Origin of the sequence: Streptomyces boninensis (assembly GCF_048572725.1) — a bacterium.
In the GTDB taxonomy this organism is placed as follows: Bacteria; Actinomycetota; Actinomycetes; order Streptomycetales; family Streptomycetaceae; genus Streptomyces; species Streptomyces boninensis.
Genome location: NZ_CP183837.1, coordinates 971,983 through 987,079, shown reverse-complemented (window position 1 = coordinate 987,079; position 15,097 = coordinate 971,983). Strand labels below are relative to the sequence as shown.

At 72.8% G+C, this 15,097-nt stretch carries 13 protein-coding genes; 5 read left to right on the top strand and 8 right to left on the bottom strand.

Annotated features, from left to right (window positions below; genetic code table 11):
• Window positions 1-24: 24 nt before the first annotated feature.
• A complete protein-coding gene (locus ACNNMR_RS04400; RefSeq protein WP_419993173.1) occupies window positions 25-2,094 on the bottom strand; it encodes a hypothetical protein in 2,070 nt (689 codons plus the stop codon).
• A 90-nt stretch (window positions 2,095-2,184) separates the two neighbouring features.
• Between ACNNMR_RS04400 and ACNNMR_RS04395 the strand changes: the two genes are divergently transcribed.
• The 3 genes from ACNNMR_RS04395 to ACNNMR_RS04385 all read left to right on the top strand — a co-directional run bounded on the left by ACNNMR_RS04395 (window position 2,185) and on the right by ACNNMR_RS04385 (window position 5,842).
• Entirely contained in the window at window positions 2,185-3,813 is a 1,629-nt protein-coding gene (locus ACNNMR_RS04395; protein WP_419993172.1) for a hypothetical protein, read from the top strand.
• Between the two features lie 66 nt (window positions 3,814-3,879).
• Window positions 3,880-4,662: a sugar isomerase domain-containing protein gene (locus tag ACNNMR_RS04390; protein ID WP_419993171.1), complete on the top strand. Its 783-nt coding sequence runs from the start codon at window positions 3,880-3,882 to the stop codon at window positions 4,660-4,662.
• Between the two features lie 169 nt (window positions 4,663-4,831).
• Window positions 4,832-5,842, top strand: coding sequence for a BadF/BadG/BcrA/BcrD ATPase family protein (locus ACNNMR_RS04385; RefSeq protein WP_419993170.1), 1,011 nt, complete (start codon window positions 4,832-4,834; stop codon window positions 5,840-5,842).
• Window positions 5,843-5,856: 14 nt separating this feature from the next.
• Here ACNNMR_RS04385 and ACNNMR_RS04380 read toward each other — a convergent pair whose 3' ends face one another.
• Window positions 5,857-6,429, bottom strand: a complete 573-nt coding sequence (locus ACNNMR_RS04380; protein ID WP_419993169.1) for an SRPBCC family protein — start codon at window positions 6,427-6,429, stop codon at window positions 5,857-5,859.
• On the bottom strand, window positions 6,426-6,722 hold the full coding sequence (locus ACNNMR_RS04375; RefSeq protein ID WP_419993168.1) for an ArsR/SmtB family transcription factor: 297 nt from the start codon (window positions 6,720-6,722) through the stop codon (window positions 6,426-6,428). The genes ACNNMR_RS04380 and ACNNMR_RS04375 overlap by 4 nt, the downstream gene beginning before the upstream one ends.
• Between ACNNMR_RS04375 and ACNNMR_RS04370 the strand changes: the two genes are divergently transcribed.
• Entirely contained in the window at window positions 6,721-7,233 is a 513-nt protein-coding gene (locus ACNNMR_RS04370; protein ID WP_419993167.1) for a proline dehydrogenase, read from the top strand. The two genes, ACNNMR_RS04375 and ACNNMR_RS04370, sit on opposite strands and share 2 nt — an antisense overlap.
• 7 nt (window positions 7,234-7,240) lie before the next feature.
• Here the strand turns inward: ACNNMR_RS04370 and ACNNMR_RS04365 are convergent, their stop codons facing one another.
• From ACNNMR_RS04365 to ACNNMR_RS04350, 4 genes are all read right to left on the bottom strand, one after another.
• Window positions 7,241-9,334, bottom strand: coding sequence for a PQQ-binding-like beta-propeller repeat protein (locus ACNNMR_RS04365; protein WP_420000257.1), 2,094 nt, complete (start codon window positions 9,332-9,334; stop codon window positions 7,241-7,243).
• Between the two features lie 7 nt (window positions 9,335-9,341).
• On the bottom strand, window positions 9,342-11,384 hold the full coding sequence (locus ACNNMR_RS04360; protein WP_419993166.1) for a PQQ-binding-like beta-propeller repeat protein: 2,043 nt from the start codon (window positions 11,382-11,384) through the stop codon (window positions 9,342-9,344).
• 33 nt (window positions 11,385-11,417) lie between these two features.
• Entirely contained in the window at window positions 11,418-12,425 is a 1,008-nt protein-coding gene (locus tag ACNNMR_RS04355) for a hypothetical protein (protein ID WP_419993165.1), read from the bottom strand.
• Window positions 12,426-12,538: 113 nt separating this feature from the next.
• On the bottom strand, window positions 12,539-13,522 hold the full coding sequence (locus tag ACNNMR_RS04350; RefSeq protein ID WP_419993164.1) for an LLM class flavin-dependent oxidoreductase: 984 nt from the start codon (window positions 13,520-13,522) through the stop codon (window positions 12,539-12,541).
• 85 nt (window positions 13,523-13,607) lie between these two features.
• Here ACNNMR_RS04350 and ACNNMR_RS04345 point away from each other — a divergent pair, with 85 nt between their 5' ends.
• Window positions 13,608-14,585, top strand: a complete 978-nt coding sequence (locus tag ACNNMR_RS04345) for a dihydrodipicolinate synthase family protein (RefSeq protein ID WP_419993163.1) — start codon at window positions 13,608-13,610, stop codon at window positions 14,583-14,585.
• 6 nt (window positions 14,586-14,591) lie between these two features.
• On the opposite strand, the gene ACNNMR_RS04340 is transcribed toward ACNNMR_RS04345, so the two are convergent.
• Window positions 14,592-15,053: a VOC family protein gene (locus ACNNMR_RS04340; protein ID WP_419993162.1), complete on the bottom strand. Its 462-nt coding sequence runs from the start codon at window positions 15,051-15,053 to the stop codon at window positions 14,592-14,594.
• Between the last annotated feature and the right edge of the window lie 44 nt (window positions 15,054-15,097).

The window sequence follows — 15,097 nt, the reverse complement described above, 5'->3', positions numbered from 1 at the left end:
TCCTACGGGGTCAGGTGCCAGGTACTAGGCGCGGTCGGGCGGCGGGGTGCTGAACAGGCGGGCCTCGTCGCACATCACCAGGCGGCCGTCGGCCGCGACGGTGAACAGACCGTACGGAAACTCTCCCAGGTCCGTGACCTTCCCGTCGCCACCGCGCACCCGGTGCAGCCGGCCGGCCACCTTGACGTACAGGGCGTCGGCGCGGGGCACGCGGGAGATCTGGCCGGCCATCCACGGCCAGGTCATGCCCTTGGTGTCGACTTTGCCGGGGAGTTCGACGCGGCGGAGTACGGCTCCGGTGGCCGGGTGCAGGCGCAGCAGGGTCGTGCCGGCGAGGGTCCAGAGGCGGCCGCGGGCGTCGACCGTGGTGGCGACGTAACTGGGCGCGCCTTGCAGCGGCGAGCGCTGCCAGAGCACGTCACCGCTGCGCGGGTCCAGGGCGAGCACCGTGCCCTCGGCCTCAGGCGGCTTGGTGGAGCCGGTGCCCGTGCCGCCGTTGATCCAGCTGCCGGCGAAGACCACGCCGCGGGCGGCGGCCAGGGAGGTCAGGGCGCGGTCGCCGGGGATGTTGTCGTAGATGCGGACGTCCTTGCCGGCTAGGTCGGAGATGACGAGGGTGCCGCCGAAGGAGGCGCGCTTGGGGCCGGTGGCCGCCAGGACGCGGCGGCCGGTGCGGAGCATGGCGTGGACGCGGTCCTGCGGCTTGCCGGGGCGGCCGGAGAAGTCCGCGAGCTTTCGCGGGTTGACCGCGCTGCCGGGCGGGCCCGGCTGGTAGTCGGGGTCGTTGAAGGGGAGGTCCGGGTCGTAGCGGTAGAGGCGGGAGTCGGGATACGCGCCCAGCCACACCGCCTTGCCGTCGTCGACGATGGACTCGGGCTGTGACCAGTGGTGGTAGTCGGCCGTGCCGTCGTGGACGTCCACGTGGGCGAAGCCGGCGAGCTTGCCGCCCGCCCAGACGCCGCCGTCGGCGGCGGGGGAGAGGGAGAGGATGCCGACGGGGGTGGGTGGGACGACGTTGTCGAGGAGCTGGGCCTTGCCGGTCTGCGGGTTGAAGCGCCAGGGCTCGCCGGTCCAGAAGAAGCCGGTGAGGGTCTTGCCGGGCCAGTCGGCGTCGGTGAGCTCGACCCAGTCGGCGCCGCGGAAGTTGTAGACGCGGCCGGGGTAGGTGAGTGCGGTTTCGGTGAGCGTGCCGGTCGCGGGCGCGTACGCGGTGAGCTTGTTCTTGCGCATGAAGTACACCTCGCCGTCCGGCCCGGCGGGGGAGACGCCGAGGCCCGCGACGTCGGTGATGCCCGGCTTCCAGGTGCCGGTGGCCGGGTCGTACGGGAAGAGGGTGGCGTATTTGACGTCGTCGCCCGCTCGTACGAAGAGGAGGTCGCCGACCGGGGTGATCTCGAAGATCGAGGTCTGCGGATTGCCAGGGTCGGCCTCGTCGGGGAGGGGGATCTCGCGGGGCTCGCCGGTGGCTGTGTCGATCTCGAGGAAGTGGGCGGGGACCATGGTGCCCGCGTAGAGCTTGCCCTGGTGGGCGGCGACGGCGTGGCCTTGGCCGGTGTCGTCGGCGAGGGCGCCGAGGTCTTTCGCCGCGCCGTCGGCGGGGTCGAAGGAGAAGAGCTTCGCGCCGGGGAAGGTGACTCCGTAGAGGAGCTTGCCGTCGGGGCCGAGGGCGAGCCCCTGCACCTCGGTCTCGCCGTCGAGCGCCGCGCCCAGGTCGGTGACCGCGCCGGTGCCGGTGTCGACGCGGAAGAGGTGGCCGCCGCCCGCGCCGAGGAAGAGGGTGTCGGCGGCGGTCTGGACGAAGGCGCCTGCGGCGGTGGCGCCCGGGAGGTCGCTGGTCCAGCGGGCGGCGCCGGTGCGGGCGTCAACGGAGGTGAGGGCGGCGGGGCGGCCGTTGTTGGCGCCGTAGAGGATCGGGGTGTTGTCGGGGGCGGTGCCTACGAAGCCGTTGAGGTTGACGTCTTTGAGGGGGGTGCCCAGGTCGGTGGGGTGGCCGGTGGGGGCGGCTGCGGCGGAGCGTCCCGCGAGGGTGGTGGCGGCGGTGGCGGCGAGCGCTCCGGCGAGCAGGGTGCGGCGCGATGGTGTTACGGGCGGCATGGCAACTCCTCGCGGGCTGGCGATAGTTACGGTCCGGACCGTAACATCGCCCCAGAGGCCAGACAATGCACCGGACAGCTTGGAGGCACCATGCCGGTCCACCCCGTCCCGGGTGAGTCGCAGTCAGCCCCCGAGGCAGCGCTCGTGCTGCGGGCCGCGACCGCCGATATCACGCCGGAGGCCGGCCGGCCGCTCGGTGGTTACGCGGCGCGCGGTGACCGGGGGGCGGTGGGGCGGCACGATCCGCTGCTGGCGACGCTGATCTGCCTGGGCATCGGGTCGGATGCCGTGGCCTGGCTGACGCTCGATGCCGTCGCCGTCGATGCCGGTCTGGCCGGTGAGCTGCGGGCCGGGGTCGGCCGGGCGCTGGAGATCCCGGCGGAACACGTCCTCGTCTGTGCGTCGCACACGCACTCCGGGCCCTCGGGATGGACCGGGGCGCTGCATCCGTCGGATGCCGAGGAGCGGGAGGGTGACTTGGTGGCCGGGCTGGTCGATGCGGTCGGCGCGCTGGCCGTCGCGGCCGCGTCCGCGGCTGAGCCCGTAGAAGCGCAGTGGTGCCTGGCCGCGACTCCCGGCGTCGCCGCGAACCGGCAGGGGCCGGAAGGGCCGCACGACGACCGCACGGGGGTGCTTGCGCTACGGGCGCCTGGGAGTGGAGCGGTGCGGGCGCTGTTGTACGACCACGCGGGGCATCCCACGGTGCTCGGGCCGGAGAACATGCTGTGGTCGGCGGACTGGCCGGGCGCGGTGCGGGCGGTTCTTGGCGGGGCCTTGGTGGCGGCTGCTGGGTTTGCGGAGGCTGCCGTGGGTGGTGGGCTGGCCGGCTTCGGGGAGGCTGCCGGCGGTGGGCCGGCCGGCTTCGGGGAGGCTGCCGCGGATGCGGCGCCCTCCGCCTTCGCGGATTCCGCGGGCGGTGCGGGGCAGGGTGCTGGTGCGGGGCCCGCGGGCGGCGCGGGGCCTGCCGCCGGCGCAAGGCCCGCCGCCGGTGCGGGGCAGGGCACTGGCCCGGGCCCCTTCGCCGGTGCGGGGCAGGCCGCTGGCCCGGGCCCCTTCGCCCTTGCCCCCGCCCGGCCTCCCGTCATCGGCTTTCTGCAAGGCCCAGCGGGCGACGCCAGCCCGCGACTCCTGCGCCGGGGCCGGGACTTCGCGGAGGTGGCCCGCTTCGGAGCCGTGCTGGCCGGCCCGGTGCTGCGCGCCCTGCACGACGAGGCCCGGCCGCTGCCGCCCGACGCCGTAGCGCGCGTCCTGCGCGACACCGTGGAGCTGCCCGTACGGCCGCGGCCCACCCGCGACGACGCGGCGCGCGACCTCGCCGCCGCCGAGGCCGCATGGCGCCCCCACGCCGACGCGCCGCAGACCCCCGAGGCGCGCATCGCGGCCACCCGGCTCGACGGCGCCCGCCGCCAAGTGCGGCTCGTGGAGGCGGAGCTGCCGGAGTCGCTGGCGCTGCCGATCAGTGTCGTCACCTTCGCGGGCCTCGCCTGGGTGCACCTGCCGGTGGAGCTGACCGGCGGCCTCGCCGAACGGATCCTCGCCGCGGGCCCCGCCGACGCCACCCGCGTCGTCGGCTACAGCGACGGCTACTTCGGCTACCTGCCCGACGCGGCGGCCCACCGGCACGGCACGTACGAGGCGCTGAGCAGCCTCTTCACCCCCGACTCCGGCGAGCGCCTGGTGGCCGCGGCGAGCGCGCTGCTGGCGAAGGCTGCTTCTTGACTTCAACGGCACCGGGATGTTGGCTAATTACGGTCTTGGCCGAAACTATCTGCAAGAGGTGCCGACTTGAGTGCAGAGATGACCACCGCCGACAGCGAGGACCTGGCCGGCACCTACGCCGCGACCGCGCTCGCCCAGCTCCGCCGCGTAATCGACGAGCAGCGCGACGCCATCGCCGCCGGGGGAGCGGCCATCGCGCAGGCGCTCGCCGCGGGCGGCATCCTGCACGCGTACGGGACCGGCCACTCGCGCAGCGTGGCTCTTGAGCTCGTCGCCAGAGCAGGCGGCTTCATCCCCACCAACCTCCTCGCCATCAAGGACCTTGTCCTCTGGGGCGACCAGCCGCCGGAGGCGATCCGCGACCCGAAGCTGGAGCGCGAGCCGGGCGTCGCCGCGGCGGTGCTCGGCCTGCACGACGTACGGCCGGGCGACGCCATGGTCATCGCGTCCAACTCGGGGCTCAACCCCGCCATCGTCGAGATGGCCCGTCTCGTACGCGACCGCGGCGTGCCGGTGATCGCCATCGGCTCGGTCGGCCACAGCCGCACGATGCCCAGCCGGGACGCCACCGGCACCTCCCTCTTCGACAACGCCGACGTCATCATCGACACCCTGACACCGCCGGGAGACGCCGTCGTGCCCCTGGCGAGCGGCGGCTACGCCTGCGGCACGTCGACGCTCAGCGCCGTGCTCGCCGCGCAGCTGCTGGTCGCCCGCGCGATCGAGGAGCTCGAGCGGGGCGGCGTGCGCATCCCGGTGTACCGGTCGATGAATACGAGTGGCGCGGACGCGCCGAACGCCGAGGCCGAGCAGCGCTGGGCCGGGCGGCTGCGGCCGGTGGAGGCCTGAGGGCGTCGTGTCCGGTGGGGGCGTGTCCGGTCGGGGCGTGTCCGGTGGGCTCGTGGTCGCGGTCGACCAGGGGAAGTCGGGTACGCGGGCGGTGGCTTGCGGGGGTGGGCGCGAGCGCGTGGGCGGTCACGGATCCGCGGGGGGCGTTGCGCCTGGCCGGGCAGCGGGCGTGATCGCTACGGCGGCCATTCCGGCGGACGCTGCGGACGCTGCGGGCGACAAGGCGCCGCTTCTCGCGGAGAGCATGAGCGCCCCCTCCGTCGCCCGCGGCGCAGAGCCGGGCACCAGCGGCGTCGATGCCGTGGTCGAGGCGGTCGCGGGCCTGGGCCTGCCGTATCCGCCGTCCGTGGTGGCCGTCGGCACCACCGCCGCGCCGGCGGGTCAGGACGAGCGGCGGGCGCTGGCCGCGGCCGTCCGGGAGCGCCTGGGCGCGGGTCGCGTGCTCGTCACCGAGGATGCGGTCACCGCCCATCTCGGCGCATTCGGCGGGGCGCCGGGCGTCGTGGTGTCCGCCGGTACGGGCGCCGTGGCGCTCTGGTCGGACGGGCGCCGGTGCGTCCGGGTGGACGGCCTCGGCCCGATCCTCGGCGACCACGGGAGTGGCGCGGACATCGGGCGGGCCGGACTGCGTGCGGCGATGGCCGCTGTGGAGGGCCGCGGCCCTGCGACCTCCCTTGTGGAGCCGGCGCGGCAGCACCTCGGCGGCCTGGGCCTGGACGGGGCCCGGCGGTTGCACGAGGCGGCCCATCCGACCGAGCTCGTCTCGGACTTCGCGCTCGCGGTGCTGCGCGCCGCCGAGGCCGGCGACGAGACCGCCGCCGCAATCGTCGCCGCGGCGGCGGCCGCCCTCGCCACGAGCGCCGCGCTCGCGGCCCGCGCGGCTCTCGGCCAGGAGCGCCGGCTCCCGGACGGAGCGCGCGCTGGTATCGCCCGGCAGCGCCCGCGCCCGGCCGCCGGAACCGAGCCCTCGCCCGGACCCCACTGCTGCACCGTCGGACGCCTCCCGCAGAACCCGGCGCTCGCCGCCGCCTTCGCCCGCCGCGCCGGAGAGCTCGGCCTGGCCGTGGCCGAGCCGCTCTCCGGCCCCCTCGAAGGCGCTCTCCTGCTCGCCACCCAAGGCCCCGGCCCGGCCTTCGCCGATCTCGTCGGCGTGGCCGGACCGGCGCCTGGCATCGGCTGAGCCGGCGACGATCCTCAGGCCAGATGCTCGGGTGGGCCGGTGTCCTCGATGCCGAATTTCGCCGCGTACTGGGCGTTGAGCTCGCTCCAGCCGAAGTTCATCGCATGGGCGCCGCGGATGGGCGGGATCGGATTGCCGTCGAGCAGCCGCTCGGCCACGTCCAGGCAGATGTGCCAGCCCGCCGCGGCCTTCGGGAGCCAGTCGCGGCCCGCGACCGTGTGCCGGAGCGTGAGCCGCGTGCCGGCGGGGGTCGGCTCGAGAATCCAGCGCAGCCGGTCGCCGCCGAAGGTGTACTCGAGCAGTGCCGGCTCCTCGGCCCGTACGACATCGGCGGCCAGGTCCTGCGGATGCTCGTCGTCGATCATCGTGAAGGTGGCGGCGCCGGTGCGGTTGAGGTCGCGGTCCGCGGTGTACGGCGCCCAGGCGGCGAGCTGGCCCGGCTCCGTGAGCGCGGCCCAGACTTTGGCGGGCGGATGCCTGAGGTCTCTGGTGAAGACGAGGGTCCAGCGATCGCCGTCCGGCTCGAAGCCGGCGGGGGCGAGGGGGCTGGGGCGGTAGGGCTGGTCGGCCCGGTCGGTGGGAGTCATGACTCCTCCAGGTGGTCGAGGTGGCGCTCGAGAGCGTCGAGGTGCCGGTCCCACAGGGCGCGATACGGCTGCAGCCAGTCGTCGAGGGCCTGGAAGGGACGTGCGTCGATGCGGTAGATCCGCCGCTGCGCCTCCGTACGACTCGTGACGAACCCGGCCTGCTTCAGCACCTTGAGGTGCTTTGACACCGCGGGCTGGCTGGTCCCGAGCGCGTCGACCAGCTCGCCGACGCTGCGGTCGGCTTCGAGGAGCCGGGAACCCGGATCAGCAGGGAACGACAGAATGGGGGTCATGGATGCTGGACTCGCTGCACTGGTCGGCGCCGCCGTAGGTTCCCTCGCCACCATCGGCGCGGCGTTGGTGAACGGGCGTGCGACGGCACGCTCGCAGTTCGACCAGTGGCGCAGGCAGCACCGCAGGGACGCCTACGCGAACTACCTCGGTGCTCTTCACGACCGAGACATCGCTATGGACTCAGTGTTGGGTGCACTCCAGCCGGAGACTCCTGACCTGCGGGACGTGGACGAGAAGGTCCATCGTTTCGTCGCACTGGCTCGGGAGGTACACCGTGCCGCGGAAGTCGTCATCCTTGAAGGTCCGTTTTCCACGGTAGAAGCAGCCGACCGTGTGGAACGCGCATCCGGTGACCTCTCCAGCGTGATGCGTCGGATGGTGAAGAGCGCCCATGCAGGGGACTCCTCCCAGAAAGCGGCGGACACCGCTCTCGCCGCCGAGCGAGCGCACGCCCTCTACCAGGCCGTGAAGAACTTCCGCGCAGCAGCCAGCGATGCCCTCGTTGCCTGACGCGGCACTAGTACCACTTCACCTCAAGCAGATTCCCGCCCTGGACATAGAACTTGCTCGCTCCCGGTGACACGGCGGCGAACGACGTCTTGTAGTTCGGGCCGGTGTCCGCGAGCGTGTCCGGGTCGATGCGCCTGGTCGTCCCGTTGGTGGTGTAGATGGCGTTGTCGCCGGGGTCGTACGCCATGTTCACCGCCCGGGGCTGGAAGTTGGTCACGGTGTCCCAGGCGTACGGGAACTCCTCCACCGAGCGGAGCAGCTTCCCGGAAGCCGGGTCCAGTTCGAAGACCGTTCCGTACGACTGGCCGAACAGCCGGCCCTGCCCGTCGAAGGTCAGCCCGGCGATCCCCTGCTCCTGCGGCAGCGGTGTGGACTGCCATCGCACCTCGCCGGATGCGGCGTCCAGGGCGAAGGCCTGTCCGGGATGCTTGGAGCCGTCGGCGTTGCAGCAGCCGAGCGTGCCGCCGTAGACGACACCGTCGCGGTAGGTCAGCGCGGAGATCTGGTTCGCGCCCGTGGCCAGGCCCGATGTCCAGGTGCGACGTTCGCCGGTCGCCGGGTCGTAGAGCGTGACCGCGCCGTCCGCCTGGCTGTTCTTGGGCGAGGTGCCCACGGCGACGTAGCGGCCGGCGCCGACGACCGTCCATGGTCGTTCCTGGCCCTCGGCCTTGAGGTCGAACAGGAGCCTCGGGTTGCCGTCTCCGTAGGGCTTTGCCGGGTCGTACTCCCACAGCTGGGCGTTGGGATAGACCCCGAAGTACATCTTCCCGTCGTGGGCGCCCATGCCTTCGATCTGGTGGGAGAACGGGTGGGTCTGCCACTTGGTGGTCGCCGGGTCGTACACGGCCAGTCCGCCCTGGAAGTAGCCGCCCGCGTAGATCCTCCCGTCCGGCCCCTTGGCGAGGGACCGGGGCGCGGTCGGCGTCCCCTTCAGGCCGTCGAGATGGCCGAACGTGCCGGTCTTCGACACGGTGTCGTACCGCCAGAGATCGCCGCCGGAGGTGGCGCCGACGATGGTCTCGTGACCGCTCGCCGGATCAGTCACCCGGCCCAGGCCTTTCCCGGCTCCGAGCCCGCCCTTGTCGGCCTGTTCGGTGCCGCCCTTGAAGCCGGTCCCCGTCAGGACGCCGCGCTTCGGGTCGTAGCGCTTCAGCTCGCCCGAGTCGACGAGATACACCCGTCCCTGCGCGTCGGCGGAGGTGATCGTCTGGCCGCCGTAGCCCGCGATCCGGTGCTCCCAATTGAGGGTCTTGAGGTTGAGCACCCACCCGACCGAGGCGGAGGTGCCGCCGGAGAAGAGGACGTAGAGATAGCCGCCCTCGTCCTCGAGCTGGTAGGCGTACTTGTCGGTGGGCATGTCCGGCGGGGGCGGGATCTCGGTGCGCTTCCCGCTCCTCGGGTCCACCTGCCACAGGCCGGTGGACGGGCCCAGACCGGCGTAGATCTTGCCCGCCGCGTGCTCGACGGACCGCACGTAGCCGTATTTCGCGCCCCAGTCCCCGTAGTCGCGGTACTTGCGCGTCTCCGGGTCCCACGAGAACAGCTTCCCGCCGGGCAGCGGCGCCGGCCCGAAGAATTCGCTGGTCCCGAAGTAGAAGACACCGTTGTGGTCGGTGTCCCCTTCCCACGTGAAGCTCGTCCGCGGGGACGGCCGTCCCAGGTCCTCGATCTGCTGCGCCTGCCAGGGCAGCCGGTATACATGGCCGAAGCCGTACGAGCTGACAAAGACCGTGCCCCGCTTGTCGATGGACACGCCCCAGGCGCCCTGGGCGCCGGTGTCCGGCGGCTGCTCCGTCGAGGAGGAGTCGGGGACGTGGAGCGGGATCATGCGCAGGACCTTCGCGGAGAACGTGTCGATCTCCGCGAGATAGGCGGGCTTGCCGCTGACCGTGAGATAGGTGCGGACGGAGCCGTCGGGCATACGGGCGGTCTCGCCGCCGGCCGCGGTGGTGGAGGTGAGCGGGATCTCGCCGCGGTCCCACGTCTCCGGCGCCGCCGCCGAGGCCGGGGGCGGCGCCCCCACTCCGGTGCCGGCGAGCGCTGTCACCAGCACCGTCGTCACCACGATCCACCGTCGCCACCAGACCATGGTTCGTTCCATCAGCACGCTACTCCACCTTCCATGCCAGCAGTTCGGCGTCCTTGGCGAAGAGCAGCTCGCCCGCGTTGTAGACCATCCGCAGGGCGGGCTGGTCGAACAGGGGCTGCCATTTGCGGCTGTTGGTGTCGGCCTTGATCACGTGCTCGCCGCCGACGTGCGCGTACAGCGTCCTGCCGTCGTCGGCCAGGGCGAGCTGGCCCGCGCCGCCGCCGTCGCCCTCGGTCGTGTCCAGGGTGTGCAGCGTGCGACCGGTCCCTGGGTCGAGCCGGAGCACGTCGCCGTCCACGACCGTCCAGAGGCGGCCGGCCTTGTCCCGGGTGATGGCCGAGATGGTCTTGGCCTTCGCCGAGGGATTGACCTCCCAGAGCTTCTTGCCCGTGGCCACGTCGTAGGCGAAGACCGTGGCCTTGTCCTGGGTGGGCGGGGTGGTGGAGATGCCGCCGGCGACCGTGGTGGTGCCGTAGACGACGCCGTCGCCCGCGGTGAGGGAGGTGATGCCCTCGTCCTTGATGAAGTTGTCGAGGACCTTCTCCTGCTTGCCGGTCTTCTCCTCCAGTACGGCGAGGGTGCCGCCCAGGGAGTCGCCGGAGGGCGTCGACCCGGTGACGATCCTCCCCGCGGTCACCGCCAGGCCCTGCAGCCGGCTCTGGGTGTGGGAGTGCAGGTCGAGGAGCTTGGCCGGATTCTCCGTGCCGCTCGGCGGCTCATCGCTGTACTCCGAGCTGTACCAGGGCTTGGCCGGGTCGTGGCGGTAGACCCGGGCGTCGGGGTAGGCGCCGATGAGGAGGCCCTGGGGCGTGGGCAGCAGCGACTCGATCTGGCTGAACCGCTCGTACCGCGCCTTGCCGTCCGCCGTCGACACGGTCGAGAGGCCGCCCTGCAGGAACCCGCCCGCGTAGACCTTGCCCTTGCCCGCCGGGGCGAGCGCGAGGATCTGGGTTGGCTGGCCGGGGACGCCGCTGCGCACGGTCGCGGACTTCCCGGTCTGCGGGTTGTAGCGGAACATCAGGCCGCGCCAGGTAAGGCCGACGATGCTGTCGCCCGGGTAGCCGTCGGCGCCGACCGGCGCCCACCCGATGCCGCGGGTGTTGACGATCCGGCCGTACGACTTCAGACCGGTGCGCTGCTGGGCGTGCGTCTCGGGGTCGTAGCCGATGAGCTCCGCGGAGCCCGCCTCGAACTGCCGGTAGAACCAGACCCGTCCGTCCGGCCCCGGCGGGGACACGTCGAGGCCCGCCGCTCCTTCCACCGTGTCCGTCCAGGCGCCCTTCGTGAGGTCGTAGACCCGCAGCGGGCCGGGGAAGGTGCCTTCGCGGGCGTAGAGGAAGTTCCCGTGGGCCCGCAGGTCGTTGACGATCTTCTTCTTTGGGTCGGTCATCCCGGGCGGGGCCGGGAGCGCGCGCTTGGCGCCGGTGGCCGGGTCCAGTTCGGTGACCTTCCAGGAGGAGTACGCGCCCGCGTAGACCTTGCCGTTCGCGTACGTGATGCTCTTGACGTAGGTCTCGCCGGCCGCCATGGCGCCGAAGTCCTTGAACTTCTTCGTCTCCGGGTTCCAGCTGAACACCTTGCCGCCCGGCGAAGTGCCGCCGTAGACCGTGCCGTCGGGTGCGACGACGATGCCCCACACGTACGTCTCGCCCGCGATCGGGACGCCGAGGTCCTCGGCCTTTGTCGCGCCCGGCGCCAGCCGGAACAGCTTGCCGTCGTCGTACGTGCCCGCGTAGACCGTGCCGTCCTCCGCCTGCTCCACGCCGTACGCCCCGGAGGCGCCCGGAAGCGGCACATTCAGCAGCGGCTTGCCCGAGGTGGGGTCGACCGCACTCAGGGAGGCGGGGGTGCCGGAGGTGGCCGTCCAGATGACCCGCTTTCCGTCGGCCGTCGTCCCGACGGTGCCGCCCAGGTGCAGGACGTCCTTCAGCGGTGTCCCCAGCGAGCGCGGGCCTTCGGGGGCCGCGGCGCCGCCGGCGGACGCGGGCTGGAGGCCGGTCGCGGCGAGCACGGCGACCAGCGCCGACAGCACCGCCAGGAGCATCGTTCTCGGTTGCCGCACAGGGCTTCCTCTCTCGGGTGGGGGGTGCCGGGGTCAGCTGGGGACGGCGAAGAGATGCGTCATCGCCGAGGTGTGGTTGGGGGTGTCGCCGGACTGGCCGGTGGAGTCGGTGAGCCCGGACGCCGCGCCGCCGACGGAGCCGATGTCGCCACCGGTGTGGGTGGTCGTCACCTGGGCGTGGACCTTGGTGCAGCCGGGGGCCAGCGTCACGATGGTGTAGAGCGGGATGGCCGCGTGGTTCACGCCGCGCGGCACCGACTCCGTCGTGGTCGCGGCGGGGGCGCTCGCGCAGCTCGTACCGCCGGATGTGGTGGCCGTGAGCGTGAACTCGGCGGCGGAGTAGTTGGCGGTGCACGGCTCCGTGCCCGCGCAGCGGTGGTACTCCACGTCGGCGATGACGGCGAGCTTTCCATAGCCCGGCGGCAGGGTGCGGTCGAGGACCGGCGCGGTGGTGGTGCCGGTGACCGGGAGGCCGCCCTCGGGGAGGGATTTCTGCAGGGCGAGGCCGCTCGCGTCCTCGCCCACCGACGTGTCGGCGAAGCGCAGGTTGCCCGAGACGGTCTCCTTGGCCACGTAGGCGGAGGTGGACGCGGTGCGCAGGTAGAGCGTGCAGCTCAGGGTGCCGGTGCTGGTCGCGGAGACGAGGAAGCGGGTGATGATGTTGATGTCGCGGTGGGCCGGGTCGCCAGTCGCGGGGAGCACGTTCTCGCCCATGACGACGTTCGAGGTGCCGGCGCCCGAGCAGCGGACCTCGTTGTCGACGAGGTTGACCTGGTCGGCGGCGTAGGCGCGTAACTCCGAGTAGACGTAGGCGGTCTGCCCCGCGGTGACCGGGGTGGTGATGGTCGCCATCGGCACGACCTTCTGGGTGGCCGGGGTCCCCACAGGAGGCGCCTTCGGGATGTCGGTGATCACGGTCGGGCCGAAGTCCTGCGAGGTGGCCGCGTCCGCGGTGCCGGTGCCGCCGAGGACGCCGGCGAGCACGGTGAGGGCGGCGGCCGAGGCGACGGCGAGGCGTTGGATCCGGGCGTGCGCTTTCATGATTCCTCCGGAGTCACCGGTGAGCATGAGCGAGCTGTATTACGGACCGGACCGTAACTGCGAAGAAAATAGGGTGGCGTGGGGACCGCGTCAAGGGATGCGGGGTGCGGGCTTCAGTGTGCGAGGCGCGGGAGCACGTCCTTGCCGAAGGCCTCGATCGAGCGCAGCGCGTCCGCCTGCGGCATGCCCGGCGGCTGGATGCGCAGGATGACGCCGTCGGCGCCCATGTCCGCGTAGCCGCCGAGGCGTTCCGCGCACTGGTCAGGGGAGCCGATTACGCTGCGGGCCTCGATGTCGTCCCACTCCTGGGCGTAGCGGGCGGCGTCCATGGAGGTGCGCTTCCAGTCGCCGTACGCGTCGTACAGCCCGCGCAGCGGCTCCTCCAGGGTCTTGCGGGCGTCCTGGGAGGTGGGCGCGCAGTAGCCCTCGCGGCAGACGATCACTTCGGCGCCGAGGGTGTCGGGGCCGCGCTCGTAGCCGCGGTATTCGGCGATCTTCTCCGGGAGTTCGGCATCGGTCTCGTTGAAGGAAGTGGTCCACCCGTCGCACATCCGCGCCGTGCGGGCGAGCGCGGCGGAGACCCGGCCGCCGTTCCAGACGCGCGGGCGGGGGCGCTGGGCCGGGCGCGGCGAGAGGAAGGCGTCGTCGAGCGTGGTGAAGCGCCCGTCGTGGCTGACCGCGTCCTCCGTCCACAGCCGCTTGACCAGGTCGAGGCACTCGGTGAAGCGGGCGACGCGCTCGCGCGGCTCGGTGCCGTACAGGGCGAACTCCTCGGGCCGGTAGCCCAGCACGAAGCCGGCCGTGAGCCGCCCGCCGGAGAGGACGTCGATGTGCGCGAGGGTCTCGGCGAGCCACGCCGGGTGGTAGACCGGGGCGATCAGTCCCGCCGTCGCCAGTCCGATGCGGTCGGTGTGGGCGGCCAGCCAGGTGAGCGAGGTGAGCGCCTCGTGGTAGCCGGGGCGGTGCAGGTGGCGCTCGCCGAGCACCACCCAGTCGAAGCCCGCCTCCTCGGCGAGCCGGGCCTGTTCGACGGCGTCGGCGAGTAGGGGCCGGTCGGAGTCGTCGGCGTAGAGGTTCACGTACAGGCCGAGTCGCATGGATGGGCGCCCTTCTCTTTACGGTCCAGGCCGAAAAGGCTAGCGTGCGAGGGGCAGTTGAGGAAGAGCGGAGAGGGATGGGCGCATGACACAGGAACTCATCAGCCGGTTGCGGGGCACGACCCTGCCCGCGGTGCTCACTCCCATGCGCGCGGACGGCACCGTCGACTACGACGCCCTGGACGCCTACGCCGCCGCCGTCGCGGCCAAACCCATCGGCGGCCTGGCGGTTTGGGCGCACACCGGCCGCGGCCTGTACCTGAGCGAGTCCGACCGGGCGGCGGTGCTACGGGCCTGGCGGGCGTCGACCACCCGCCCGGTGATCGCCGGGGTCGGGGTGCCGCGGGACGTCCGGCTGACCGCCGTATCGGCCGAGGCCGCGATCGAGGAGTCGGTGGAGGCGACGCTGCGGATGGCGGTGGCCGCGGCGGCGCTCGGCGCGGACGCGGTGATGGCGTATCCGCTCGCCGCCTTCGCCACCCTCGCGGACGGCCACGAGCGCGCGGTCGCCCTGCACGAGCGGATCGCCGCGGAGAGCGGGCTGCCGGTGCTCGGCTTCTACCTGCACGGCGAGGCCGGCGGGTACGCGTACCCGCCGGACCTCATCCGCGACCTGCTGACCCTCCCGACCGCCCTCGGCGTCAAACTCGCTACCCTGGACCGGGCGATGGCCTGCCAGGACGCGATCCGCGCGGCGGAGCCGACCGGACGGCTGGTGGTGACCGGCGAAGACCGGATGTTCGGCCCCTCCCTGATGTGGGGCGCCGACACGGCGCTGGTCGGGATCGCGGCGGCACAGGTCGAGCTGACGACGGCCGTTCTGGACGCGTGGACGGCGCGCGACGAGACCGCCTTCGTCCGGGCCTCAGCCCGCCTGGACCGCTTCGCCGAGGCCACCTTCTACGCCCCCATCGAGGGCTACGTGCAGCGGATGCTGTGGGCCGCGGTCTGGGAGGGCCTGATCCCGGAGCCGGCGGCGTGCGACCCGTACGGTCCGGCCATGGCGCCCGGCGAGCGGGAGCGGGTCGTGGACGTACTGGAGGCGCTGGCGAAGGAGCGCTAACCGCCCTCAGTCCAGGCAGAACTCATTGCCCTCCGGGTCGGTCATGACGATGTGGCCTCCGCCCAGCGGCGGCTCCGGTTCGAAGCGCTGGACGCGCTTCGCGCCCAATGCGACCAGGCGGTCGCACGCCGCCTCCAGGGCCGCCATCCGCTCGTCGCCCTGCAGGCCGGGTGCCGCGCGGACGTCCAGGTGGACGCGGTTCTTCGCGACCTTGTCCTCCGGGACCTGCTGGAAGAAGACGCGCGGGCCCTGGCCGTCCGGGTCCTCGATCGCCGAGCGCGTGTTGCGCTGGTCCTCCGGTACGCCCATGCGCGCGAGGAAGTCGTCCCACGCCGCCAGCGGGTCCGCGCCCTCGGGCACCTCCACGCCGGGCGGAGCCGGGTGGACGTAGCCGAGGGCGTCGCGCCAGAAGGTCGACAGGGCCGCCGGGTCGTGGGCGTCGAAGGTGATCTGGATGTGGCGGCTCATCGGGGGCTCCGTTCGTGGTGGGTAACGGCTATGGGGGCAGCCTG